At 64.4% G+C, this 25,472-nt stretch carries 12 protein-coding genes; 1 reads left to right on the top strand and 11 read right to left on the bottom strand.

Going from position 1 to position 25,472, the window contains the following annotated elements:
- Positions 1-8 precede the first annotated feature (8 nt).
- The 7 genes from VA603_RS04585 to VA603_RS04555 all read right to left on the bottom strand — a co-directional run bounded on the left by VA603_RS04585 (position 9) and on the right by VA603_RS04555 (position 10,462).
- Positions 9-2,102, bottom strand: a complete 2,094-nt coding sequence (locus tag VA603_RS04585) for an ATP-binding protein (protein WP_323438056.1) — start codon at positions 2,100-2,102, stop codon at positions 9-11.
- A gap of 83 nt (positions 2,103-2,185) precedes the next feature.
- Positions 2,186-2,863, bottom strand: coding sequence for a response regulator transcription factor (locus VA603_RS04580; protein WP_323438055.1), 678 nt, complete (start codon positions 2,861-2,863; stop codon positions 2,186-2,188).
- Between the two features lie 154 nt (positions 2,864-3,017).
- On the bottom strand, positions 3,018-3,896 hold the full coding sequence (locus VA603_RS04575) for an OmpA family protein (RefSeq protein WP_323438054.1): 879 nt from the start codon (positions 3,894-3,896) through the stop codon (positions 3,018-3,020).
- A gap of 158 nt (positions 3,897-4,054) precedes the next feature.
- The gene (locus tag VA603_RS04570; RefSeq protein WP_323438053.1) at positions 4,055-4,966 is read right to left on the bottom strand and encodes an OmpA family protein; all 912 of its coding nucleotides are present in this window, start codon (positions 4,964-4,966) and stop codon (positions 4,055-4,057) included.
- Positions 4,967-5,478: 512 nt separating this feature from the next.
- Complete coding sequence (locus VA603_RS04565; RefSeq protein ID WP_323438052.1) at positions 5,479-5,670, bottom strand: hypothetical protein; 192 nt, start codon at positions 5,668-5,670, stop codon at positions 5,479-5,481.
- 18 nt (positions 5,671-5,688) lie between these two features.
- Entirely contained in the window at positions 5,689-5,871 is a 183-nt protein-coding gene (locus VA603_RS04560) for a hypothetical protein (RefSeq protein ID WP_323438051.1), read from the bottom strand.
- Between the two features lie 253 nt (positions 5,872-6,124).
- Entirely contained in the window at positions 6,125-10,462 is a 4,338-nt protein-coding gene (locus tag VA603_RS04555; protein WP_323438050.1) for an Ig-like domain-containing protein, read from the bottom strand.
- Between VA603_RS04555 and VA603_RS04550 the strand changes: the two genes are divergently transcribed.
- Entirely contained in the window at positions 10,455-10,763 is a 309-nt protein-coding gene (locus VA603_RS04550; protein ID WP_323438049.1) for a hypothetical protein, read from the top strand. The two genes, VA603_RS04555 and VA603_RS04550, sit on opposite strands and share 8 nt — an antisense overlap.
- Before the next feature lie 37 nt (positions 10,764-10,800).
- Here the strand turns inward: VA603_RS04550 and VA603_RS04545 are convergent, their stop codons facing one another.
- The 4 genes from VA603_RS04545 to VA603_RS04530 all read right to left on the bottom strand — a co-directional run bounded on the left by VA603_RS04545 (position 10,801) and on the right by VA603_RS04530 (position 25,328).
- Positions 10,801-11,193 carry an Ig-like domain-containing protein gene (locus tag VA603_RS04545; RefSeq protein ID WP_323438048.1) on the bottom strand — a complete coding sequence of 131 codons (393 nt, stop codon included), beginning with the start codon at positions 11,191-11,193 and terminating at the stop codon, positions 10,801-10,803.
- Positions 11,151-18,116, bottom strand: a complete 6,966-nt coding sequence (locus VA603_RS04540; RefSeq protein ID WP_323438047.1) for an Ig-like domain-containing protein — start codon at positions 18,114-18,116, stop codon at positions 11,151-11,153. The genes VA603_RS04545 and VA603_RS04540 overlap by 43 nt, the downstream gene beginning before the upstream one ends.
- 166 nt (positions 18,117-18,282) lie before the next feature.
- Positions 18,283-18,966, bottom strand: a complete 684-nt coding sequence (locus VA603_RS04535; protein WP_323438046.1) for an Ig-like domain-containing protein — start codon at positions 18,964-18,966, stop codon at positions 18,283-18,285.
- Positions 18,963-25,328 (bottom strand): Ig-like domain-containing protein, encoded by a 6,366-nt coding sequence (locus VA603_RS04530; protein ID WP_323438045.1) that lies wholly within the window; start codon positions 25,326-25,328, stop codon positions 18,963-18,965. Before VA603_RS04530 ends, VA603_RS04535 begins: the two co-directional genes overlap by 4 nt.
- Positions 25,329-25,472 lie beyond the last annotated feature (144 nt).

The following is a 25,472-nucleotide window of genomic DNA, read 5'->3' as shown; positions in this document are numbered from 1 at the left end:
CACCGGGTTCATGCCGCGGCGGGGCATTGGCCGTCACACAGCACATCGCGCAGTGCGATCGCCAGCGCCGTCGTGGTTTCCAGCCGGGCTGCCAACTCGGCCACCGCCGTCTCCAACAGCTGCGGATGGAGCGGGTGCTGGCAGGCTTGCTCCACACGCTCGCAGGCGTGCACCACCTCGCCGGCGTCCACCATCCGTGCACCGCCCTTGATGCCATGCGCCAGCGCTGCCAAGGCCGGTACCTGCGGATCCTCCTTCCAGGCCCGCACCGCGGCCAGGTCGTGGCGGAAGCTGTCGATGGCTTCTTCCAGGAACACACAGGCCAAGCCATCATCGTCGCCGGTCAACGCCCGCACCATCGCCATCATCGAGCCATCCACCGCGGCGGCGACAACACCTTCCTCGGCCATGCCGCTGCCCTGCAGCGACGCCAGCCGCGACGACAACGCTGACAACGTCAGCGGCTTGAACAGGCAGTCGTCCATGCCGGCATCCAGGCAACGGATACGTTCCTCCGGCAGCACGTTTGCGGTGTAACCGATCAACGCGCAGGGTGTTGCACCGCGCGCCTGCTCCTCTTCGCGAATACGACGACTCAACATGTAGCCGTCCATCACCGGCATGCAGCAGTCGGTGATCACCATGTCGAACCCGTGCGTCCGCCATAGCGCCAGCGCCTCTTCACCGTTCTGTGCGCTGACCACGGCCTGGCCGAGGAAAGACAGCTGTTCCACGAGCAGCACCCGGTTGGCCGGGCGGTCGTCCACCACCAGGATCCGCCATCTACGCAGTGCCAGCTGCACGCGCGGACGGGCCGGCACCGCCTGTTGCGCGTCCACTGGCTCCAACACCTCCAGCGGCAGCCGCAGGGTCACGCAGGTGCCCTCGCCCGGACGGCTGCTCACCGCGATATCCCCGCCCATGCGCTCGCAGAGCACCTTGCAGATTGGCAATCCCAAGCCGGTGCCTTCGCGGGCGGTGCCATGCTCGCCCTGCACGAACGGCTCGAACAGCCGCACCAGGCCGGCCGCGTCGATGCCGATGCCGGTGTCGATCACCTCCAGGCAGACCTGCATCGGCGCCGCCTCCGGCCGTGCGCCGGACAGCCGGACCTGGATGCTGCCGCGCTCGGTGAACTTGATGGCATTGCCCAGCACGTTGAACAGCAGCTGCTTGAAGCGTGTCGTGTCGACCAACACATCGTGGTCCGTATCCGCAGCCAGTGCCACCTCTAGGCGCAGCCCTTTCTGCCGTGCCAGCCCGTCGAACATCCGTGTCACCGACAACGTCAGCTCATGCAGGCTGGCCCGCTTCGGGCGCAGGCTCAGGTGCCCGGACTCGGCACGCACCAGGTCCAGGACATCGCCCACCAGCTCGATCAAGCCCAGCGCCGCCTCATGCGCCCCTTTCAGCCCGGCCTCGACCGGCTGTCCCTGCGCGGCATGCAGGCGTGCCAACTCCAGCATGCCCACGATCGCGTTGATCGGCGTGCGGATCTCGTGGCTCAGCGTCGCCAGGAACGTGGTCTTGTCATGATTGGAGGCAGCGGCTGCCTCCAGCGCGGAGGTGAGCTCCTCCATCAACTGGTGGCGCTCACTCACGTCCACCCAGCCGCAGACCACGCCGGCGATCTCGCCGCTGCCATCGCGATAGGGCTGTATCCAGTGATAGACGCTCAGCGTGCGCCCCGGCAGGTGCAGGGTGCGGTCCTTCTCCAGCGGAATGCCATTGGCTACCACCCAGAGGTAGTCGTCGTGGAACTCCTGTGCTTCGCGACGGTCGCGCTTGACGCCCTCCAGCGCCGTCTGCCCCATCACTGCGGCCCGCGAGGTATCAAACACCTTCAGGTAATTGGCGTTGCAGGTCACCATGCGCCCATCCCGGTCCCGCACGTAGATCGGGTGCGGGGTACCGTCGATCAGGGACTCCATGGTGCCCAGCGGGATCGCCGCCGTCGGCCCCTGCCCGCCAACACCGGCAGCTGGTACAGGCGTGCAGCGCCGCAGCCACGCGGTAATGCCACTGCCCATCAGCAGCGCCAGCACGCCCACCGCGATATGGCCGGGTGTCAGCAGGTCCCGCAGGATGCCCAGATTGGTCATCTAGCCACGCACCACGCTGCCGTGGAACCCACGCTGTGACGCCATTGCAGATGCGCCAGTTTGCAGTGGCTGCTTGCGCTGTTTCACCGGGTCTGTGCCTCCAGGCTGCTCTGCAGCCTGAACAGCTCCGAGTCGTTGTGAATGCCCAGCTTGCGGTACGCCGAGCGTTTCTGGCCGCTGATGGTCTTGATGCTGCGCAGGAACTTGCGCGAGATCTGCGTGACCGACATGCCATCCAGGCAACAGCGCAACACTTCCTGTTCGCGCGGTGACAGCAGCGAAGCGCCGTACAGCTCGGCACGCTCATCGCCAACGGCAAAGGGCTCGGGGACCGCGACCCGCTGGCGCATGACGTCGTAGGCCAGGCCTGGCGAAACATAGGTCTCGCCCGACGCCACCCGGCGGATCGCCGAGACCAGCAGTTCCACGTCCTCGGACTTCCCGAAGAAGCCATTGGCCCCCATGCTCAGCGCCAGGCTGGCCACCGAGGCCTTCTCGGCCGAAGACGCTACCAGGATCGGCAGCAGCGGGAAGCGCCGACGGACCACGCCCAGCAGGTGCGCGCCGTCCAGTTCACGCTCGCCGAGCACGTAGTCCATCAACAGCAGGTCGGGCTGTACCAGTGGCATCGCTTCGAGCAACGCGCGGCTGCTGGAGTAGATGCCGACCACATCGAAATCCGCCTCCCGGGCCAGCCTTACCCGCAAGGCCATCCGAATCAGGGAATGATCGTCCAGTACGGCGATGCGCAATGGACTCATGACTGAACGTTTCAACTGGACACCTCTTCACCTCGTCGCTACAGCACCCTGCAACCCAAAGGAATCCGCGCCGCTGACACCCCGCGGGCCGGCCGTTGTCGGCCCTGCGCCCGCCCTGGTCATTCCGCGCTTGCGCTCCCACCCTTCACCGTCGTTACTGGCTCTCCACGCGAATGACGATGCGGCGGTTCTCCGCATGGCAGACACGTTGTTCGTCCGGCGTTCCGTAGCAGCCCTGCCGCACCGGCAGCCGGCCGCCCGAGCTCACCGCATGGACCACGTCCTGCGGCACGCCGCGGCGTATCAACGCCTCGCGCACCCGTTCGGCCCATTGCAGGCCCAGCGCCTGGTTCCGGTCCTCGGCATCCAGCGGGTCGGTATGCCCTTCCACCTCCACCCGCAGGATCCGCGCCTTGCGCGCGCGCATGGCATCCAGCAACTGCTGCAGCTGCGCCGCGCCGGCCTCGTTGAGCAACCCGTTGGACGCCATCACGGCATCGGCCATCAGCACCAGGTCCTGCCGCCTGGCCGCCGGTGCACCGAGGAAGCCATAGCGGCGGCAACTCTCCATGCTGTCCGAGCGCGCCAGCAGGTGGATCTGGCGGCGTGCACCGCGCAATTCGGGCTCGGCGACCCGGCTGCTGACCGGCAGCGGCTGGTTGATGCCCTCCTCCCGCACCTTCAGGTAATAGGTGACCCCCGGCTTGAACTCCGCCTCGTACAGCTCTCGCGTCTTGCCCAGGTAGTCCGGCGCATCGTCGATGTAGGCACCCAGCCGGTGGCGGCCCGGCGCGAGGCAGAACACGGTGAAACCACCGGGGTTCAGCGCCGTCACGAACTGCTGGTCCAGGTACACATTGGCAACCCCGGCCACGCCTTCGACGGCGCTGCGGTAATAGATCACCTGTGACTGATCCTCACCCACCCTGCCCGGCATCGTGTAGGCCTCGCCAAAGGTGGTGGGCGTCGGCTTCCCGGTGGCCCAGGTAGCATCCGGGAAGCCGACACCCGCCAGCAACAGTGCGCTGGCCATCACAGGACGCAGGCGTGTGGAACAGATCCAACGAGGTGCAACGGTGTAAAGCATGGTAATTCGCTCGAAATGCAGGTCACGCCGCCGGATCGGCCAAGCAAGCGTCAAGGGCACGACAGCTCACCCCTGCGCAGGCTCGACCGCCGGCGCGCGGGTGCTCAGGTGTTGTCGGAGGCTTCAACTTCAATCGTCACGCGACGGTCCTTTGCGTGGCAGGCGATCACCTGCTCACGGCTGCCGTGGCAGCCTTCGCTCAGCAGCTCGCGGCTTCCCTCGGAGAACGCCCGCACCCGTTCCGGGTTCATCCCGCCGTCGATCAGCATCTGCCGGACGGTCTGTGCACGGCGCAGCCCCAGCGCATCGTTGTACGCCTCGCTGCCGATCGGGTCGGTATGGCCGATCACCGCGATCCGCTCGACCTTCAGGCTACCCGCGGACAGCCGGCGCTCCAGCTGGTTGAACTCCGCGCGGCCTTCGGCGCGGATGTCCTCATAGGCGGACTTTCCGAAACCGAACAGCACGTCGCTGGACAGCGAGTAGCTGCGCACCTCCGGCTTCTCCACGTACTCGCACGAACGCACCGCATCGGCGCGCGATACGACATGCGCCTGGCGGCGCGCCGTGGCGCTGGCCAGCTCGCGCTCGGCGACATCGCGGTCCACCAGCTGCGGCTCCAACCCGCCGGCCTCATCCACCCGGATGAAATGGGTGCGCCCGGCGGCCAGTCGCACGCCCGGCTGCAGGCGCTTGCCGCCGTACTCCGGGGCCTCGTCCAGCACCGCGCTCAAGCCATGCCGGCCCGGCGTGAGGCAGAACACCGTATAGCCGCCCGGCAGCAGACCGGTGTGGAACTCCTTGTCGATGTAGACGAACGCCGGTGTGTCGGACTGGCCTGCGTTGCCCTGCCGGTAGTAGACCACCTGGCTTTGTGCCATCGAGACGCCGGGCACGGGGCTGTAGCTGTCGGCGAAGGCGGATGCCTGCGTCGCGGCACGCGCCTCACCCAGCAGCAAACCACAGGCCGCCGAGAGCACGAACAGGTTCTTGAAAGCACTATTGATCAGACGCATTTGTAGTATCTCCTGGGCGAGCGAACACCCGGATCAGTTGAATTGGATTGAAAACGCAGGGACACAGAACGCCCGCTTTTCGAACAGTGGTTCCGTCAACCCGCAGGGTTGGGGAAACCATGCAGATGGATTCGGCCGTTGGATGCGCGCCCGGTCCAGGCAAGGAGGTGCAGCCTTCGGCCGTTCCGGCAGCAACGCACGCCTACATTGGTGCGTCGTCGCCGCTGGATGAAGGACACCCGGTCGCGCGTGAAACCGGCGGAATGACGGGCGGCGATGCTGCCGTCGCCACCTGTACATCGCCCTCGGGAGCGCTGCACTCCGAAACACACTGCGGCTCAGATGGCCTTGATTATGAGCAAGCTTGCCCTTCAAACACATGAGGAACCTGCTCAAAACACGAGGAACTCTTCTAGGACTTTGCCCAAATGGCGGGCCACCGGATCACACCTCCCTTTCTTCCCGATGCGCGCATCCAACGCATACGAACACTGGCCGCACAAGCCCACCATTCACTCGAATATGCGTACCGTCAGGTGCGTCTGAACCAGCAGCTCTATGTCGAACCCGGAGTGCTGGTAGCTGTTGTAGCGCACCCCATCGATGAGGTACTGGCCTTCCAGCGCCCAGTCACCCGGGCCACTGCCGCTGCGGTCCAGGTCACCCACCAACCAGATGCTTCCCGCGTCATCGCCCTGGACCATCATCTGTACGTTGTGCCGCTACGAGGCGTGGAACACATCCACGCCGCCGTTCAGCAGCACGTCCTTCACGCCAAGCGTCAGATGCGCATTGACCGGCGACATCCTGATCACTTCGGACCCTACGTCGTCCGCTTCCGGCCGGCACGGCTGAAGGAAAGCGGGCAGTGCTTCCTCTTCATTGATCCAATAGCTGGCAATCACCGCACAACCTCCACTTCCACGTGCGGCGCTTCTGTGCGACGACGCATTTGTTCTCAAATCACACCAAGATCGACGAAACGGCGATCATGAATCCCGCGAACCGCAGCGCTCCCGAGCGGTGATGTATAAGACACTCAATCTGCGCCTGCACCACCTCTGCGCTCCAAGCCCCGACATGCCCATCCATACACCTCCCCCAACGGCACCTGCCGTTGGGGGTCCTTCGATCCAACCCGTCTTCAGCGGCAGCGCATCAGATCAGCGTGACCTTCACGGCATCCTGCACCAGCAGCTCCGCGTCCAGTCCGCTGTGCAGGTACACCTGGTAGGCGCTGCCGGCGATGATCTGCTTCCCGCTGGCTTGCCAATCGCCAAAGTCCAGCCCGTTCAAGCCGAGCAGATCATCCAGATTGACGACATCACCGGCGTTACCACGCACCATCATCTGCACGGTGCCGTTGGCGGTCGCGTGGAAGAGATCCGTCTGGCCGTTCTCCAGCACGTCCTTCAACGACAAGGTCAAGGTGTTGTTGCCCGTGCCTGTCAGATCGATGATCTCCACGCCCGTCAACTTGCCGGCGGACGTCGCCAGATTCAGGTTCATCACATAGCTTGCACCTGCAAACTGCAGGGTGTCCGTGCCCGCACCGCCGTGGATGCCGCTATTGCCCGCGTTGGCCAGATAGGTCGCAGCCGAGTAGCCCAATGTGATCACTTCATCCGCGGCACTGCCGTGGTAACTGTCGGTCAGGCCGTCAACCTTCTGGGTGTCCCGGCTGTCCGCCACATGCAACGCCTGGGTCTGGCTGAAGGCATCCACCACCAGATTGTTGGTTGCCGACACCACCTTGAAGCTGCCCACGTCCACGCCTTCGGCGGCGGTGTACGCATAGGCCTTGATGTAGCGACCCGAGGTCAGCGTGCCGGTCACCGTCTCGCGGTGGATCTCGGCCCCGTGCACATCATAGACGATGACCATGGCACCGCCGGCCGTATTGTCCAGCCCGGACAGGCGCACCGAGAACTTGGTGACCGGTTCGTCAAGCGTGAACACCGCTGTCGCGTTTCCGGCCGAGCCAGAGATCACCTTCAAGCCCGCCAAAGACGTGGTGTCCGCGGCCTTCTTGAGCAACAGCGAGCCCGCCAGCGTACCCACGGTGACTCCGTTGCCACCGTATTCATTGCCAACCACATTGGTAGCGGCAACATTCAAGGTGTCGGCAAGCGCCTTCGTCGAGAACCCGCCACCAACCACCTTGTAGGCAGCAGACGCAGCACCCTTCACGCCGTTGGCGACAATAGCTGCGGAAACATTGAAGTCATACAGCACGCCCTGCCCGCCGGTGGTGCTTGATGTCACGGCCGCCGGCACCTTGACCACCACCATGCCGGACATAATGTCCAGTGCCGTCAGCACCTGGTCGTACAGACCGATGCCCCAGTTCATGTGCACGATGTCGCCGGCCTTGGCACCGGTATCGGCAAGGGACACCACCACATCCACGCCGTTGCTGGCCTCGGTGGAGGTCAGTACGCCCTGGGCTTCGTCAATGCGCAGGATGGCCGGCGCGGCTGCCGGTGGCGTAAAGGTCACATGTTGGCTGCTGCCAAAGCCGGTTGTTCCCTTGCCATCCGCCACGCGCACCAGCACGTCCCAGCTCTCCGCATGTGCGGCCTTGTCGATGTATGCCCAGCGCTTTCCGTTGAAGGTCGTCACTTTGTCCCAGCTCTGGCCACCGTCCGTGGAGATCTCGAGGAACAGGCCGGCGCCGAGCAGGTGGCTCATCTCACCGGACACGACGCGACCCGTGCTTCCGTCACCGGTCACGAAGTCGGCGGGCACGCCGCCGTCCTTGCCGATGGATGTGATGGTCAGCCGACCACCCGACGCAGCACTTCCGCCATCCACCTGGATATGAAGCGTTGCAACCTGCTGCGTACCCGCACTGCTGCTGGCCACGTACGCAAAGCTCTGCGTCTGCATCGAATCGAACTTCAAGACCTTTCCGCTGATGAACGCGTCATAGCGATAGTCGCCCGCCTTGTGGCCTGGCCCGTTTGACATGTAGAGCTTCAATTCCCCCAGCTCGGTCTCCAGAGTAAGCAGCCCACTCGCCGCGTCATAGCTCGCGCGAACGGAACCACCACTACCAGCGATAGTGAGCATTCCGTCACTACCAATCTTGAAGTCCTGGTCTTCCAACGAAACCTGGGATACGCGCTCACTCCCGTCGCGAACCAGATCACCATCGTTGATCAAGATGTTTCCTTCGATGTAATCACTTGTGACTCCAGAAGCGCCGGACAGCAGCTGTCCCCCAATCTCCCCTGGCGCCGGGGAAACAATCGCAGGCCTGTTCGCAAACACATCCATGGCGCTCTGATACTGAGGATATGCAGAACTCTTCGGCTCCATAGGAATTGCGATATGTGCGACATTCACTTGAATCTTGCTTGAAGCGTCGTCCAGCATTGCCCGCCAAGGACTGGCTACGACAGCGTTTAGCGGATTTTGACCATCACCCACATATAGAACCTGCTTCAGCGTACCCGCGTCGTAACGGCCTGCTGCAAGGTCGGCCTTGATGTCTTCCATGATCATGGAAACATCATTCTGAAAACTGAATCCGGTGCTGCCATTAACCTTGGAAACAAACTGCAAGTAGACTGGATCACTCTTTCCAGAGAACGTATAGGTGCCAAGCCTAGTGCCGCCGTACAGCCTCACGGAAACTTGCATCCCTGCTTCCAGATAGGCGCCAACGGCTTCAATTGCTGCTGCTTTTGCCGTAGCAGCATCACTGCCCATGGAGCCTGAAACATCAACGATCATGTCCAAGCTGACCTTCTGCGGGACACTGCTCAGAACACGCGGATGGTCATCACCACCACCAACCACTTCAAACCCGAATGCCTCCGATATCTTGCTCTGGTTGCCAGCCCGATCAACGGCCTGCACGGTGATCTGATGTACACCCTGCGCCAGCGGAGCCACCGGCGTAAAGCTCCAACGCCCACCCGCATCGGCCTGTACCCGCCCGATCTCAATGCCGCCATCGAACAGCACCACTGTACTGCCTGCCTCGGCCTTGCCAGCGATGTCCGGACGCGTGTCGTCCGTGGATCCACCGGAAACCAGATTGCCCGTCGTGCCACCCACATCGTCATACACCGTATCGATCACCGGCGGGTTCGGCGCAGTCGTATCGACAGTCACCGCATACTCCGGTGACCGTGCACTGCTGTTGCCCGCATCGCTCACCGCGACGACGGTGAAGCCATGCGCACCATCGGCTAGTGGTGCGGAAGGAGTGAACGCCCAGGTGCCATTGGCACCGGCAAGAGTCGTTCCGAGCAGAACGAGGTTGTCGTATACGTGCACGGTGCTACCCGCTTCGGCCCTGCCGCTCAGGGCGGGCCTGGCGTCATCTGTATGTGCGCCCTTGCCCAGCAAGCCCTGCACCGTGCCAACATTGTCGTGCACCGCATCGATGACGGACTGCCCGAGCGCGACGGTCTGCACAACCAGTTCGAACTGCTTGCTCAGTGGGCTCTCACCCTTGGCCGGCAACGTCACGGTGGCAGTCAATGTATGGGCACCGTCTGCAAGTGGCGTATTGGGCGTGAACGACCAGGTGCCATCCACTTCCGCCGTGGTCTGGCCGAGCAGCACGTTGCCCTCATAGATCTTGACGATGCCACCGGCCGTGGCAGTACCCATCAGGCTCGGGGTGGTGTCATCGGTGACGCCACCGCTGTAGACCAGACCGGTGACCGAGCCTGCGTCGTCTTCGGCCATATGGATGGTGACGCGCTCGGCGCGGGTATCCACGATGAACTCGAACGGCTCGGAGAACTCGCTCTGGTTGCCCGCACGGTCCACCACCGAATAGCTGAACAGGTGGGTGCCGTCGTTGAGGGCCGTCTGCGGTGTGAAGCTCCAGTCGCCCTTCGCATCCACCGTGGCCCGTCCAATCTCCTTGCCCTTGTCGTACACAATCACCGTCGCGTGCGCTTCGGCGGTACCACTGACGGTCGGCCACGCATCGTCGATGATATCGTCTTCGGCCACCACACCGGTGATACGCCCTTCGTCGTCAACCATGCCCAGAATCTCCGGAAGCTCCGGGCTGGATTTGTCGACATGGATCACATGAGGATTGGAGAAGTCGCTGATATCGCCATTGGCGTACTCATACGCAATGGACAGCTCATGCCGTCCTTCGGCCAGCGGGATCCGCGGGGTGAACGACCAACTCCCGGAAGCGTCGGCCGTCACGCGACCAATGAGCATCACGCCGTCATAGATGTGCACCAGAACACCAGGTGCCGCCTGTCCGCTGATCCTGGGGCTGCCGTCGTCGGTGTAGCCCTCATGGCTGACCTCGCCCTGGATCGAACCACGGGAGTCGAGAATCGCCCCAATCCTGGGCGCGGCAAGGTCCAGCAAAGCGCTTGCACCGTCGCCGCTTGCTGCAGCCAGGGCACCTGCGGCCATGCCGGCTGCCGTCATCTCCAAGTAGGACCACACCTCGCCTCCAGCCTTTCCATGCTGGCTTTTGAATTCATCCGCCGCAGCAGTGATGTTCATTACGTTCTATACCTTCGAAGTTGTCTTTCGACTTGATCTGTTGACAAAGACACACTCGCTGCCCGAAGCCTGCGCTCCAGGAAGTGGTCTCGTTCTGTGTGGTGGGGAGTATTCCCGTCCGGTGGTGGCGATCACATGGGATCGCTCCCAAATATCTGCCTGTCCGACCATCGACCAGCAGCTTCGGATACGCCTTGTCGCAGCCAGGCAGAAGGGACCGGCCATGATCGTCCGCGCATGCATTGCGCATACGCACGAGGCGCTGCCGAAGCAGCGCCATTCCAAGGTTCTTCAAGAATGAGAGAGGGATTCACCGAATCCCTCTCACCCGTACCGCATCAGCCCAGCAGATGCGTTTCCACTGGCTGTACGGTGGGCAGCTCCATCGGCAGCACCGATGTTGACGTTTGCACGCCACCGACCACCGCCGGTTCCTGCAAGGCGGCACTGATGTCGGCAACGCTCAGCATGACCGGCTCGCCTTCCGCCGAGGCAACGCTCGCTGCATCACCGAAGCCCAACTCCCCGTCGACCAGCAGGTCGACGACCATGGGCAGTGCATCGCCCTCGGACGGGACCGCCGGCGAACGGCTGGCGGCACCGACCATGACCACCCACCCCTCGGAAAGCTCACCGTAGTTGAGGGCGCGGTCGACGGCCTGGAACGTGAAGGTGTACTCACCATAGGTCAGTGGCTCGGCGGTGTAGGTCCAGTCACCGTTGGCATCCACTCGGCAAATCCGATTTCCTCGCCGTTGATGAAAACCAGCAGGGTCGAACTCGGGTCCGCCTTGCCCTTGAAGGTGGGTGTACGGTCATCGGTGAAGTCACCATTGTGCAGCTCGCCCGTCCAGCTGCCGGCATTGTCCACCACCGAGACCACCACCGGGCTTTCCGGCGGCAAGGTGTCCACGGTGATCAGGTACCCGGCACTGGCCGCGCTTTCCACGCCCGACGGGCTGATCGCCACCGCGGTGAAGGTGTGCAGGCCTTCGGCCAGGTCGGTCGATGGCGGCACGTTCCAACGGCCATCGGCACCGACCACCGCCGTGCCGACGGCAACACCATCAACACGCAGTTCGATGAGGTCACCCGGTTTGCCGGTACCCGTGGCCATCGGTCGCGTATCGTCGGTGTGGCCGCCGCTGCGCTGGATACCCTGGTAGCCGCCCACGTCATCGCGCAGGTTGCTGATCTTCGGCGTTTCCGGCACGGCGGTATCCACCGTGAACGCGAATGCCTCGGACGGCTCTCCCTCGCTGCCGAGCGCATCCACGGCCGTGACATGGATCGAATGGGCACCCTGCTGCAGCGCGACCGTAGGCGTGAAGTTCCAGTTGCCACTGGCATCGGCCAATGCCTGGCCGATCTTTACCCCGTTGTCCCACACGGTGAGCGTGCTACCGGGCTTCGCGGTGCCGGAGAGGCTCGGATTCACGTCATCGGTGCTCTCGCCCGCCGCCAACAGTCCCTGCCTCGGCCCTTGGTCATCCGCCACCGCAGTGATCACCGGCTTGCCGCCACCGCTGGCATCGATGGTGAGCACGAACGGGTCGGACGGCAGGCTCTGGTTGCCGGCCGCATCCACGTTGACCACGCTGAGCGCATGCTCACCGTCGTCCAGCGGCTGATCGGGCTCGAAGCTCCAGTTGCCGTTGCCATCGACCTGCACGCGCCCGATTTCCTGGCCGTTGTCCTTGATCACGATGGTGCTGTTCGGCTCGGCCGCACCGCTCAACGTCGGGGTCGCGTCGTCGGTTTCGGCACCGGACACCAGGTTGCCGGTGCTGCCGCCCTGATTGTCATGCACACCACCGATCACCGGCTTGCCCGGCGCAGCGGTATCCACGATCACCACCTGCACATCGGACGGCACGCTGACGTTGCCCGCCTTGTCCTCGCTGGTCACGGTGAAGCTGTGCGAACCGTCGCCCAGCACCACCGCGGGCGTATAGCTCCAGCTGCCGTCGGCGCCAGCCACCACGCTTCCTGACAGGGTGCCGTTGTCGTACACGTGCACGGTACTGCCTGCTTCGGCGGTGCCCTTCAGGGTCGGGGTGGTGTCATCGGTGGCCTGGCCCGGGCCGATCGCTCCCTGCACGCTGCCCACGTTGTCCTCGATCGCGCCGATGGACGGCTTGTTCGGTGCCTCCAGGTCGACGATCAGCGTGAACGGTGCGGTGTGATCGCCCTCGCCCTTGCTGTCGATCGTCACCGTCGCGGTCAGATCATGCGTACCGCTTGCCAGCGCCACCGGCAGCTCCAGGCTCCACGTGCCCGCCGCGTTGGCCGTGGTCTGGCCCACCAGCACGCCGCCGTCGTAGATCTTGACGATACCACCGGCGGCAGCCCGCCCGTGCAGGATCGGGGTCGCATCATCGGTCACGCCACCGGCGCTGAGCGCACCGGTGATACGGCCTGCGTTGTCGGTGGCCCCGTCGATATGGATCTCCGCGCCACGGGTATCCACCACGAACGCGATGGCCTCCGACCGCTCACCCAGATTGCCTGCTTCGTCCTTCACGGCATAGCTCAGCGCGTGGTCGCCGTCCTCCAGCGGCACCTTCGGCGTGAAGCTCCAGTTGCCGAGTTCGTCAATGCGCGCCTGCCCGATCACCTGCCCGTTGTCGTACACGATGACCGTGCCGTTGGCCTCGCTGCTGGTGCCGGAGAAGGTGGGGGTGCTGTCGTCGGTGGTGCTGCCGTCGGTGATCACGCCGCGTATCGGCCCTTCGTCATCGAACAACTCGGCCTCACCCGCACCCGGGCGTGCCGGCAGCGTGGTGTCGACCGTGATCGGGTACGCCGCCGCCGGCGCGCTGGCATTGCCTGCCAGGTTGGTGGCGATGGCGGTGATCGTGTGCAGTCCATCGGCAAGGTCCGCGCCCGGGGTGAAGCTCCACTCACCGTTGGCGTTGGCCTGCACCTGGCCCAGCAGCGTGCCGTTGCTGTACAGCGAGACGGTCATGCCCGCCTGCGACGTACCGCTGATGGTCGGGCGCGTATCGTCGGTCACTGCGTGCCGGCCCAGCTCGCCGGTGATGCTCCCCACGTCGTCGACCACCCGGGTGATTGCCGGTGCCGCCGGAACTTCATCATCAACCACGATGAGGTCGAAGCGGTCCGAGGTCACACTGCTGTTGCCAGCGGCGTCCACCACCACCACGGTGAAGGAATGTTCGCCCTTGCCCAGCGGCATGCCTGGCTCGAACGTCCACTTGCCATCCGCATTGGCCTGCGCGGTGCCCAGCGTCAGCCCATTGTCCTTGACGACCACGGTGGCGTACGGCTCGGTGGTTCCCACCAGGGTCGGCTTGGCGTCGTCGGTGTAGTCACCGCTGTTCAGGGCACCGGTCACCGCGCCCTGGTCATCCAGCACCTGGTCGATGCTCGGCTTGCTCGGCAGGACGGTATCGACCACCACGGTGAAGGGCTGCGAGGACACACTCGGATTCCCCGCCGCATCCTGGCTGGTCACGGTGAACTGATGGCTGCCGTCAACCAGCGGCACGCCGGGCGTGAAGCTCCAGTTGCCTGCGGAGTCGGCCATGACGCTACCCACCTGCGCGCCGTCGATGTACACCTGCACCAGGCTGTTGGCCTCTGCCTTGCCGGTCAGCGTCGGGGTGCGGTCATCGGTGCTCATGCCGTTGCCGATCAGCCCCTGCACCGCGCCCACGTTGTCATAAGCACCGTCAATCACCGGCTGCACCGGTGCCACCGCATCCACCGTCAAGGTGAACGGCTTGCTGCGCTCGCTCTCACCCTTGGCGACCAGCGTCACCGTGGCATGCAGCGTATGGGGGCCTTCGGACAACGGCGTGCTCGGCGTGAACTGCCAGGTGCCGTCCACGTCCGCCACGGCCTTCCCCAGTAGCACGGAGCCTTCGTAGATCTTGACGATGCCGCCGGCAGTGGCCGAGCCACGCAGGGTTGGCGTGCCGTCGTCGGTGATGCCACCGCTGACGATGACCCCGGTGATGGCACCGACATCATCGTCGGCCAGCAGGATGTCGACGCGCTCGGGACGGGTATCGACCAGGAACTCCAGTGCGGCGGTCTTCTCACTCTGGTTGCCGGTACGGTCCACCGCGGCGTACTCGAGGATATGCAGGCCATCGGCCAGTGCCACGCCCGGCGTGAAGGACCATTTGCCCTGTGCATCCACCGGCGCACGGCCGATTTCCACTCCCTTGTCGTAGACGATGACAAAGGCATTCGGCTCGCCGGTGCCGGTGATGGTCGGCAGGTTGTCGTCAGTGACGCTGCCGTGCGAGATGGCACCGATGATGCGCCCCTGGTCATCGACCATGCCGTGCACGGTCGGAATGTCCGGGGTCACCTTATCCACGTGCACGACGTAGGTATCGGAAAACTCGCTGATGTCACCTGCCGGCGATTCGTGGACAATGGACAGCTCATGGCGACCATCGGCCATTGGCACGCGCGGCACGAACGACCAGTTGCCGTTGATATCCGCCGTCACCCGGCCGATCAACAGCACACCGTCATAGATGTGCACGGTCGTGCCGGCGTCGGCCTTGCCGCTGATCCTGGCGCGACCGTCGTCAGTGTAGCCTTCATGGACAACCGCGCCCTGGATGGGCCCGTGCTTGTCCAGCACGGTATCGATGCGAGGTTCGGCACGTACGACGGCATCGTGAGGCGCACCCTCGGCTGCGCCGGCATTGCCACTGATTGCGGCGGTTGCGTCCAAGAACTCGCCGGAACCGGTTTGCAGCAGAGCGTCCGCTGCGTACGAGGTGTTCTTTGCGACAGCTTCGAAGAAGATCGTCGAGGTCTGCGTCTGGCCCAGATTGTTGGTGACCACGTATTCAAAGCTCTGGCTCAGGCCGCCGGCTCCCTGGCCTGCGGCGAACAGCACGTCGTATCGGTAGTTGCCCGCTTTGCTATCACCCGCATTCTTCATCCACATCCACAGGGTGCTGCCATCCGTCTCCAGCTTCAGCAGGCCGCTGGCCGCGTCATACGACGCCTTTACCGCGCCCGTCGCATTGTCAATGACCAGCTTGTTCGCACCGGTGATGCGGAACACCTCGGCGCCGCACCTGACCTGGGTCAGGTGCTCACTACCGTTCCGGGAAACATCCAGATCATTGTCGACGACATTCCCTACTGCTGTATCAACCACCAGCTTCTTTGGAATGATCTGGCCCAGTTCCGCCGGTGCCGGCGAAACGAGGATAGGCGTAGTCACCATGCTCTGCATGGTCGTTAGATACGTCCCCGTGGGCAATTTTGGAATCGCGATGAATGACATGTCCAATGTCGCTGGGAAGGGATGATGGATTCCTTCATCGACCAGGAGCCGGAGACTGCGATAGTTTCCAATGCCCGATACGGTCGCATTCACTCCGTCCCCGATGTACAGGATTGAGGCGGGGCTTCCTCCCCAGGGCTTGTGTATCGCCGCATCAAGATCGCTATCGAAGTTGTATCCGCTCTGGATGGCGAGCTCGTTGACCTTGGTCGAGTACCGGGCCAGATCCCCCTGCGAACTGATCTTCTGCGTATGTACCAGGCCATTGGAGTACAGGTCCACGGACACCTCGACGCCGCGCTCCACGTAGGCTGATAGCGCATCAATCGCCGCCTGCTTGGTCGCGGCGAAGTTCACCGCCGTCTGCGACGACGAATCCAGCAGGAGGCGCAGTTCCACCACCGGCTTCTTCAGCTCCAACGCGGCCGGATGATCATTCCCGTTGACCTCGGTCACGAACCCGAAGGCATCGGACAGCGTACTGCCATTGCCGATTGCATCGATTGCCTGCACGGTCAGCGTATGCGTTCCCTTGGACAGCGGGGTCGCCGGGGTGATCGACCAATGCCCATTCACATCGGCCGTGGTGCGGCCGATCTCGACGCCCGCATCGAACAGGACCACGGTGCTTCCTGCCTCAGCGCTGCCCTTTACCTGAGGCTGCCTGTCATCACTGACACCGCCGTTCTGGATCTCACCGACCTCGCTGCCCACATCATCCAGCACGCTGGTGATGGCCGGCTTGTCCGGGGCAACGCTATCGACCCACACCACGTACGGTGCAGTGGGTGCACTCTCGCCACCGCCCGCCCCCACGGTGGTAACCACCAGCGCGTTCTCGCCCTGGGCCAGTGCACCGGTCACCTTGAAGGTCCACTGTCCGCCGCCATCGGCCACTGCCGAGCCCAGCAGTACGCCATTGCTGTATAGCCGTACCGTCGCGTTGGCCTGGGCCGAGCCGCGCAGGGTCGGCGCGGCATCATCGGTGGCATCGCCCTGGCCCAGCACGCCTTGCACGCTGCCGTGACCGTCGATCACCTCGGTGATCTGCGCCGAGTTGGGAACCTCCACCTCGATGGTCAGCTGGAACACCGGCGAACGCGCGCTCTCGCCCTTGGCCGGCAGCGTGACCGTCGCCTGCAGCGCATGCAGGCCTGCTGCCAGTGCGGTGCCCGGGGTGAAGCTCCAGCGGCCGTCGAAGCCGGCCGTGGTCTGCCCCAACAGCGTGGCGCCGTCGTAGATGCGGACGATGCCGCCGGCGGTGGCCGAGCCCTGCAGTGTCGGCAAGGTGTCGTCGGTGGTGCCGCCGGTACCAACCGTGCCGGTCACCGCACCCACACCATCTTCGGCGCCGTGGATGTTGACCAGCTCCGGGCGGGTATCCACGTTGAACTCGAACGCACCGATGCGCTCGCTCTGGTTGCCGGCGCGGTCCACGGTCGCGTAATCGAAGATGTGCAGGCCTTCCTTCAGCGCCGAGTCCGGCGTGAAGCTCCACTTGCCCTGCGCATCCACCAGCGCCCGGCCAATCTCCCGGCCGCGGTCATACACGATCACCGAGGCATGCGGCTCGGCCGTGCCCTGGATGGTCGGGCGGCTGTCGTCGGTGATGCCATCAAAGGCAATGGTGCCGACCAACCGGCCTTCGTCGTCCATCACCGCGTCGATCACCGGCACGTCCGGGATCAGCTTGTCCACGGTGATCACGTAGGGCTCGGAGAAGTCGCTGACCTCGCCGTCCTCGTATTCGTGCAGGATCGTGATCTCGTGCCGGCCATCGGCCAGTGGAATGCGCGGGGTGTACCACCAGTTGCCGCCGGCGTCAGCCGTCACCCGGCCGACCAGCAGCGCACCGTCATAGATGTGGACCAGCACGCCTTCCGGCGCGGTGCCGCTCATCAGCGGGCGGCCATCGTCGGTGAAACCGCCATTGGCCACCTCGCCCTGCACCCCGCCCTGGTCGTCCCAGACGATGTCGATGGAAGGCGCGCCACTTGTCCGTACCTGCGCCACCGCAACCGTGTCCGTCAGGTGCAAGGTCGTCGATTCACCGTCAGCCAGGCGCAGCGCTTCGGCGGCCGTGCCATATGCACGATAGGTTCCCTCGGTGCCATGGCCCAGCAGTTGCGCCTCGCTTCCGAAGAAGTTCTCAATGACCACGGCCGTCGCCGATGTGGCGCTGGCATCAATCACGTTCAGATCCATGCCGCTACGTACCACTGTGATCTGCTCTGGCGCGGCCGAGCCAGCGGCATCGGCCACGAGGTAGCGATGCAGGGATTCGGCCTGCACTGCGTCATCCGCCGCGCCGAAGGGCAGCAACCTGCCCTTGCCCGCCAACGCCCTGCCAACCGTCGAAACAATCAGATTCATCTACTTCCATCTCCTACGGGGTATTTGGTCTTCCGGCTGCCTGACGCCATCGCATGGACACACCAGCGGCCCCGTTGGGGCCGCTGCATCTGTGTTCTGGTGGGAGCGTTGGCGTGACAGCGCCGGTGGAAAGGGAGGCCGCCTGGCAGCGGCCTCCTGTCATGCATCAGCCCAGCTGCGGGCTTTCGATCACGTGCAGGTCTTCCATCTTGGCGACGACGCCGGTCCCGACCTGCACGCCAGCATCGGCGTTGGCCGAAACCTGTTGCAGGGCAGCGGACACCTGGCTGGCATCCATGCCGCTACCGGCCTGACCCGGCTCGGTCAGCGCCGGTTGCACGAGCAGCTCCGCATCCGCCTCGGCCAGGACATCCTGCAGCTGCGGCAAGCCTTCGTCGGTTATCTCCGTCGAGGCGGAGCGGCTGGCGGCACCCACGTAGACGTACCAATCCTCGGACATCGCACCGGGGTTGAGTGCCTTGTCCACCGCCTGGAAGTTGAAGATGTACTCGCCATAGGTCAGCGGATCCGGGCTGTACGTCCAATTGCCATCCGCATCCACGGCGGCGAAGCCCAGTTCCTCGCCATTGATGTAGACCAGCAGCGTGGTGTTCGGCTCGGCCTTGCCACTGAAGGTGGGTGTACGGTCGTCAGTGAAGTCGCCATTCTCCAGCTCACCCTTCCAGGTGCCCGCATTGTCGGTGACGGTGATGACGACCGGGCTCTCCGGTGGCGTGGTGTCAATGGTGAGCTCGTAGCTGTTGCTGAGGGCACTTTCCACGCCAGAAGGGCTTACCGCCACGGCGGTGAACATGTGCAGGCCTTCGGCGATGTCGAAGCTCGACGTCACGCTCCAGCGTCCATCCACCCCCACCACCCCACGACCAATCGCGACACCGTCCACACGGACTTCGATGGTATCCCGGCCTTGCCGGTACCGGTGACGGTCGGACGCGTGTCGTCGGTGTGCCCACCACTGCGCTGGATGCCCTGATACTCGCCCACGTCGTCGCGGATGTTGCTGATCCTCGGCGTTTCCGGGGTCCCGGTATTCACCTCGAAGGCAAACGGAGCGGACGGCTCAGCCTCGCTGCCCAGCGCATCGACGGCGGTCACGTGGATCGAATGGCTACCTTCCAGCAACGCGGCATCCGGCGTGAATGTCCAATTGCCGGCCGCATCGGACTGCACCTGGCCGATCTTCACGTTGTTGTCCCAGATGCTGACCGTGCTGTTCGGCTTGGCGGTACCGGAGATCTTCGGCTTCACGTCATCCGTGCTCTCTCCTGCATTCACCAGGCCCTGCTTCGGACCCTGGTCATCGATGACCGCAGTGATTTCCGGCTTGCCGCCGCCGCTACCGTCCACGATCACCACGAACGGATCGGACGGACGGCTCTCGTTGCCGGCCGCATCCACGTTCACCACGGTGAGCGGGTGCTCGCCATCGGCCAACGGCGCCGTCGGCACGAAGCTCCAGTTGCCATTGGCGTCCACCGGTACGCGGCCGATCTCCACCCCGTTGTCCTTCACGATGATGGTGCTGTTCGGCTCACCGGTGCCCTTCAACTCCGGCCGGGTGTCGTCGGTTTCATCACCGGACACCAGATTGCCGGTGCTGCCGCCCTGGTCGTCGTACACGCTGCCGATGGCCGGCTTGCCAGGGGCCACGGTATCGACGGTGACGACATAGGCGTCGGACGGCACGCTGACGTTGCCGGCCGGATCCACACCGGTCACGGTGAAGCTGTGCGGGCCGTTGTTCAGCGGCGTGGTCGGGGTGAAGTTCCAGTTGCCGGCGCCGTCCACCACGACGCTGCCCAGCAGGCTGCCATTGTCGTAGATGCGCACCGTGCTGCCGGCTTCGGCCTTGCCACTCAAGGTTGGCGTGGTGTCGTCGGTGCTCTGGCCATTGGCCAGCACACCCTGGGGATTGCCAACGTCATCCTCGATCTTCTCGATGACCGGCTTCAGCGGCGCAGTCATGTCCAGGAGCAGGTTGAACGCCGGGGTCTTCTCCGACTCCTCGCTGGCGCCGGTGGTCACCGTGGCATACAGCGTCACGGCACCTTCGGGCAGCGGCGTTGCAGGCGTGAAGCTCCACTTGCCTTCCGCATTGGCGATGGCTTCACCCAGCAGTACATTGTTGCCGTCGTAGATCTTGACGGTGCCGCCGGCCGTAGCCGTGCCATGCAGGGTCGGGGTTGCATCGTCGGTCACGCCACCGTTGGCGAGCTCGCCGGTCACGCCACCGGCATTGTCGGTCGCGCCTTCAATCCGCACCGTCACCGCGCTGCTATCCAGCGTGAAGTTGATCGGATCGGATTTCTCGCCGACGTTGCCCGCCTTGTCGACCACCTGGTAGCTCATGCTGTGTGCGCCATCCACCAGCGCCGGTGCCGGAGTGAACGTCCAGTTGCCGTTGGCGTCGGTCGGCACGCGGCCGATTTCCTTGCCGTTGTCATGGATGACCACGGTGGCGTTCGGCTCGGCATTGCTGCCGGAGAACGTCGGCGTGCTGTCGTCGGTGATCGAACCGTTGGTGATGGTGCCCTGGATCGACCCTTCGTTGTCGACCAGATCTGCGTCACCGGCACCTGGCTTGCCCGGTGCAAGGGTATCCACGGTGATCGGGTACTCACCCGTCATTTCACTGTCGTTGCCCAGCGCGTTGGTGGCCTTGGCGGTAATGTTGTGCAGGCCATCTGCCAGATCGGTACCCGGTGTGAAGCTCCACTCGCCCTTGGCGTTCACTACTGCGGTGCCCAGCAGGATCCCGTTGCTGTAGACCGACACGGTCACGCCCGGCTCGGCCGTACCGTTGACGGTCGGACGGGCGTCATCGGTGACATCCGTCTTCTGCAGGTTGCCCTTGATGGCACCCACATCGTCCATCACGCTGGTGATCGACGGCATGGCTGGGGCGCCATCATTGAGCACGTCCACCACGAACGCGTCCGACGGCTGGCTGACATTGCCGGCTGCGTCCATCGCCTCGACGGTCAGCGCATGCGTGCCGTTGGCCAACGGGTAGGTGGGTGTGAACGTCCAGTCGCCGTTGGCATCCACCGGCGCACGGCCGATCTCCTCCCCATTGTCCTTGACGATCACCGTGCCGTTCGGCTCGGCCTTGCCGCTCAATTCCGGCTTGGCATCGTCGGTTGGATCGCCGCCACTGACCAGCGGGCCCTGCTTGCCGCCCTCATCGTCCATCACCGACTCGATCGACGGCTTGCCCGGCGGCACGGTATCGACGATGACGACATGGGCATCGGACAGCGCACTGACGTTGCCGGCCTTGTCTTCGCTGGTCACGGAGAAGCTGTGCTCACCGTTGTTCAGCGGGGTGGTCGGGGTGTAGTTCCACACGCCATTGCCGCCCGCGACCACGGAGCCCAGCAGGCTGCCGTTGTCGTAGATATGCACGGTGCTGCCGGCTTCGGCAGTGCCCTTCAGCGTCGGGGTGGTGTCGTCGGTGGTCTTGCCCTGCCCAATCGCCCCCTGCACGCTGCCCACGTCGTCCTCGACCGAGCTGATGACCGGCTTGTTCGGAGCGCTCAGGTCCACGGTCAGGCTAAACGGCGGCGTCGGCGCACTCTCGCCACCGGCGGCGGTGGTCACGGTCGCGGTCAGGCTGTGCGGACCGGCCGCCAGGGCCGCCGGCAGTTCCAGGCTCCACTTGCCTTCGGCATCGGCCGTGGTCTGGCCCACCAACGCGCCACCGTCATAGATCTTGACGGTGCCGCCCGACGTGGCCTGTCCATGCAGGGTCGGCGTTGCATCGTCGGTCACGCCGCCAGCACTGATCGCACCTTGCACCTTGCCGGCATTGTCGGTGGCACCGTCGATGCGCACGGTCACGTCGCGGGTATCGACCACGAACCCCAGCGGATCGGACGGCTCGCTCACGTTGCCGGCCTGGTCCACCACTTCGTAGCTCAGGCTGTGGTCACCATCGGCCAGCGGGACGGTCGGAGTGAACGTCCAGTTGCCTTCCGGGTCGGCCGTCACGCGGCCGATCTCGTTGCCATTGTCAGAGATCACCACCTCGGCGCCCGGCTCGGTCTTGCCGGCGAAGGTCGGGGTGCTGTCGTCGGTCTTGTCACCGGGCTTGATCTCGCCGGTGATGGAGCCTTCGTTGTCCGTCAGCGTGGCATCGCCGCTGCCCGGCTTGGCCGGCGCCGCGGTGTCCACCACGATCGGGTACGGGCCGGTCTCCGGGCTGCTGTTGCCCATCGCATTGGTGGCCTTGGCGGTCAGGTTGTGCGGGCCATCGGCCAGGGCCGTCGTCGGCGTAAAGCTCCACTCCCCCTTGGCATTCACATCGGCGGTGCCCAACAGCTTGCCGTTGTCGTACACCGAGATGGTCATGCCCGGCTGTGCGGTGCCGGTGATGGTCGGACGCGCATCATCGGTGATGGCGTTCTTCTGCAGGTTGCCCTGCACCGTACCCACGTCATCGATCACACCGGTCACCGACGGTACGGCCGGCGCGGCACTGCTGCCCACGTTCACCACGAAGGCATCGGATGGCAGGCTCTCGTTGCCGGCCGCGTCCACGTTCACCACGGTCAGCGGATGCTCGCCCTGCAGCAGCGGGGTCTCCGGCACGAAGCTCCAGTTGCCATCGGCATCCACCGGCGCACGGCCGATCTCCACCCCGTTGTCCTTGATGATGATGGTGCTGTTCGGTTCAGCGGTACCCTTCAGCTCCGGCTTGGCGTCGTCGGTGACCTGGCCCGAGGTCAGGTTGCCGGTCACCTCGCCCTGGTCGTCATACACGCTGCCGATCGACGGCTTGTCGGGGGCGGTGAGGTCGATCAGAAGCTCGAACTTCCCTGTTGGCAATCCCTCGCCCTGCGCAGGCGTTGTCAATGTCGCCCTGAGGTTGTGCACCCCTTCATCGAGAGAATGGGAGGGTGTAAAGCTCCAGCGGCCATCAGCGCCTACCGTTGTTTCACCCAACAGGACGAGGTCATCGTAGATCTTAACGACCCCTCCCACCGTGCCGGACCCATGCAGGGTCGGTGTTGCGTCGTCAGTGACGCTTCCGCTCTTCAGCCCCCCCTGCTTCGAGCCGACGTTATCGACAGCACCCTCGATGAAAACACGTGCATCCGATGTATCAACGGTGAACTCGATGCCATCTGAGCGCTCGCTGACGTTCCCCGCCCTGTCCATCACCTCATAGCTGAAGCTGTGAACGCCTTCGACCAGCGCAGTGGCAGGGGTGAATTCCCAATGGCCATTCTCGCCAACAACAACGCGACCAATCTCTGTGCCGTCGTCGTAGATCACAATGGTCGCGCCCTCCTCAGCATCACCCGAGAAGGTCGGCAGGGTGTCATCGGTCGTATCACCGGAAAGGATCTCCCCGATAACAGCACCCACGTCGTCCATCAACGTCGCATCCTCCGCCGACGGCTTATCCGGCGCGGTGGTATCCACTTCGATCACAAACTCCGTGGACGACTGGCTTGCGCCGGTCGCGGCAACCACCACCGCCTTGATGGCATACGAACCATCGGCAAGTGCGACGGCGGGCGTATAGCTCCACTTTCCATCCGCACCGACCGTTGTCTTGCCAAGCAGGACACCGTTGGCGTGGATTTCCACGGTCGCACCCGGGGTCGCCGAACCATGCACGGTCGGCGTCGCGTCATCGGTGACACCACCAGCCACCACCGGCCCGGTCACGCTGCCGACATTGTCCGTGACGCCGTCGATGCGAACCGACAACGCGGAGGTATCGACCACGAATTCGATGGGATCGGACGGCTGGCCGGCGTTACCGGCGCCGTCCACCACGTAGTAGTCCAGGCTATGCGCCCCATCACCCAGCGGCGTATCGGGCGTGAAGCTCCACTTGCCATCATCACCCACCGGCACCCGGCCAATCTCCTTGCCGTTGTCCTGGATGACCACGGTCGCGCCCGGCTCGCCCTTGCCGCTGAAGGTCGGCGTGCGGTCATCGGTGGTGTCGCCCGGCTTGATCTCGCCCACGACAGGGCCTTCATCGTCCCACAGCATCGAATCGGCGCCATTGGGCTTACCCGGCGCGGACGTATCCACCACGATCAGATGGCCGTCCGACAGCGGGCTGGTGTTGCCCGCGGCGTCACTGCAGGTGACGGTGAACACATGCTCACCTTCGCCCAGCGGCGTGGAAGGCGTGAAGCTCCACGCCCCCTTGCCGTCAACGGAAGCACTGCCGAGCAGCCTGCCGTTGTCATAGATGTGCACCACGGCGCCCGGCTCCGCCGTGCCGTTGAGCGTGGGCAGCGTGTCATCGGTGCTGCCGCCCTTGGCGACCGGACCAACCACGGCGCCCTGGTCATCCATGACCGAGCCGATCACCGGCTTCGCGGGGGCCGTCGTATCGACGATGATCGTGAAGTCATCCGAGGGTTTGGAGGCATTGCCGGCCGGATTGGTCACGACGACCTCCAGCACGTGCTCACCCTCGCCCAGCTCCTTCTCCGGGGTGAAGGACCACTCGCCCTTGTCATCCACGATCACTTCGCCGATGACCTTGCCGTTGTCGATGATGGTCACGGTGTCACCGGGCTCCTGCCCGCCGCCGACCAGGGTCGGGGTATTGTCGTTGGTGGACGCGCCATCCTTCAGCTCGGTCCTGCCGCCATCCTTGTCGTCGATGACCGAGCCAATGCCCTTGTTCTCCGGAGGCGTGGTATCGGCCGGTTGCGGCTTGCTGTCGTCGTCATTGTGGCGCTCGATCGCGACACCCGCCGCGGCCACGCCCAGACCCGCCAGCACGTACGGCAGGATGCCCACCGGTGCGGCCATCAAGGCGCTGGCGATGCCACCGATCACGGCCGTGCCCAGCGCCAGCGGCGAGGTGCTGCCGTCATACAGCGCCGTCGCGGCGCTGGCCTGCTCCCCGTCCACGGCGATGTACTCGTGGTACTCCCCGTCCTCGGCCAGGCCCACCAGCTGCCCTTCGCTGCCGAAGAAGTCTTCGATGATCAGCTCCGCATGTTCCGGCTTGGTGCCTTCCAGTGCGACGAGCAGGTTCTTGCCAACCCGTTTGACGGTGATGTTCTCCGGCCCGATGCGCTGCTCGCCTTCGGCGAGCACGTACTTGCCTCCACGGATCGCCTTGATTCGCACCGGCTTGCCACCCTTGGCTGCCACGAGCTCCTTGCTGGATACCACCGAACTACCACCGACAACCGAAACGATAACGGACATTGTTGAAACACCTATCTGGAAGAAGACTCGTCGCCGAGCGCACGAAAGCCAGAGCCACGCCACCCACGCACGGCGCGACCCACAGTTGATGAAAGTGTGTTTTCAGCCCGGCCGCAGATACATAGGAACGCTCCCAAAGCAGGC

This window comes from Stenotrophomonas capsici, from assembly GCF_034961085.1.
GTDB classification, from domain to species: domain Bacteria; phylum Pseudomonadota; class Gammaproteobacteria; order Xanthomonadales; family Xanthomonadaceae; genus Stenotrophomonas; species Stenotrophomonas capsici.
The sequence above is the reverse complement of the archived record's forward strand: the minus strand, read 5'-3'. Positions and strand labels throughout refer to the sequence as shown.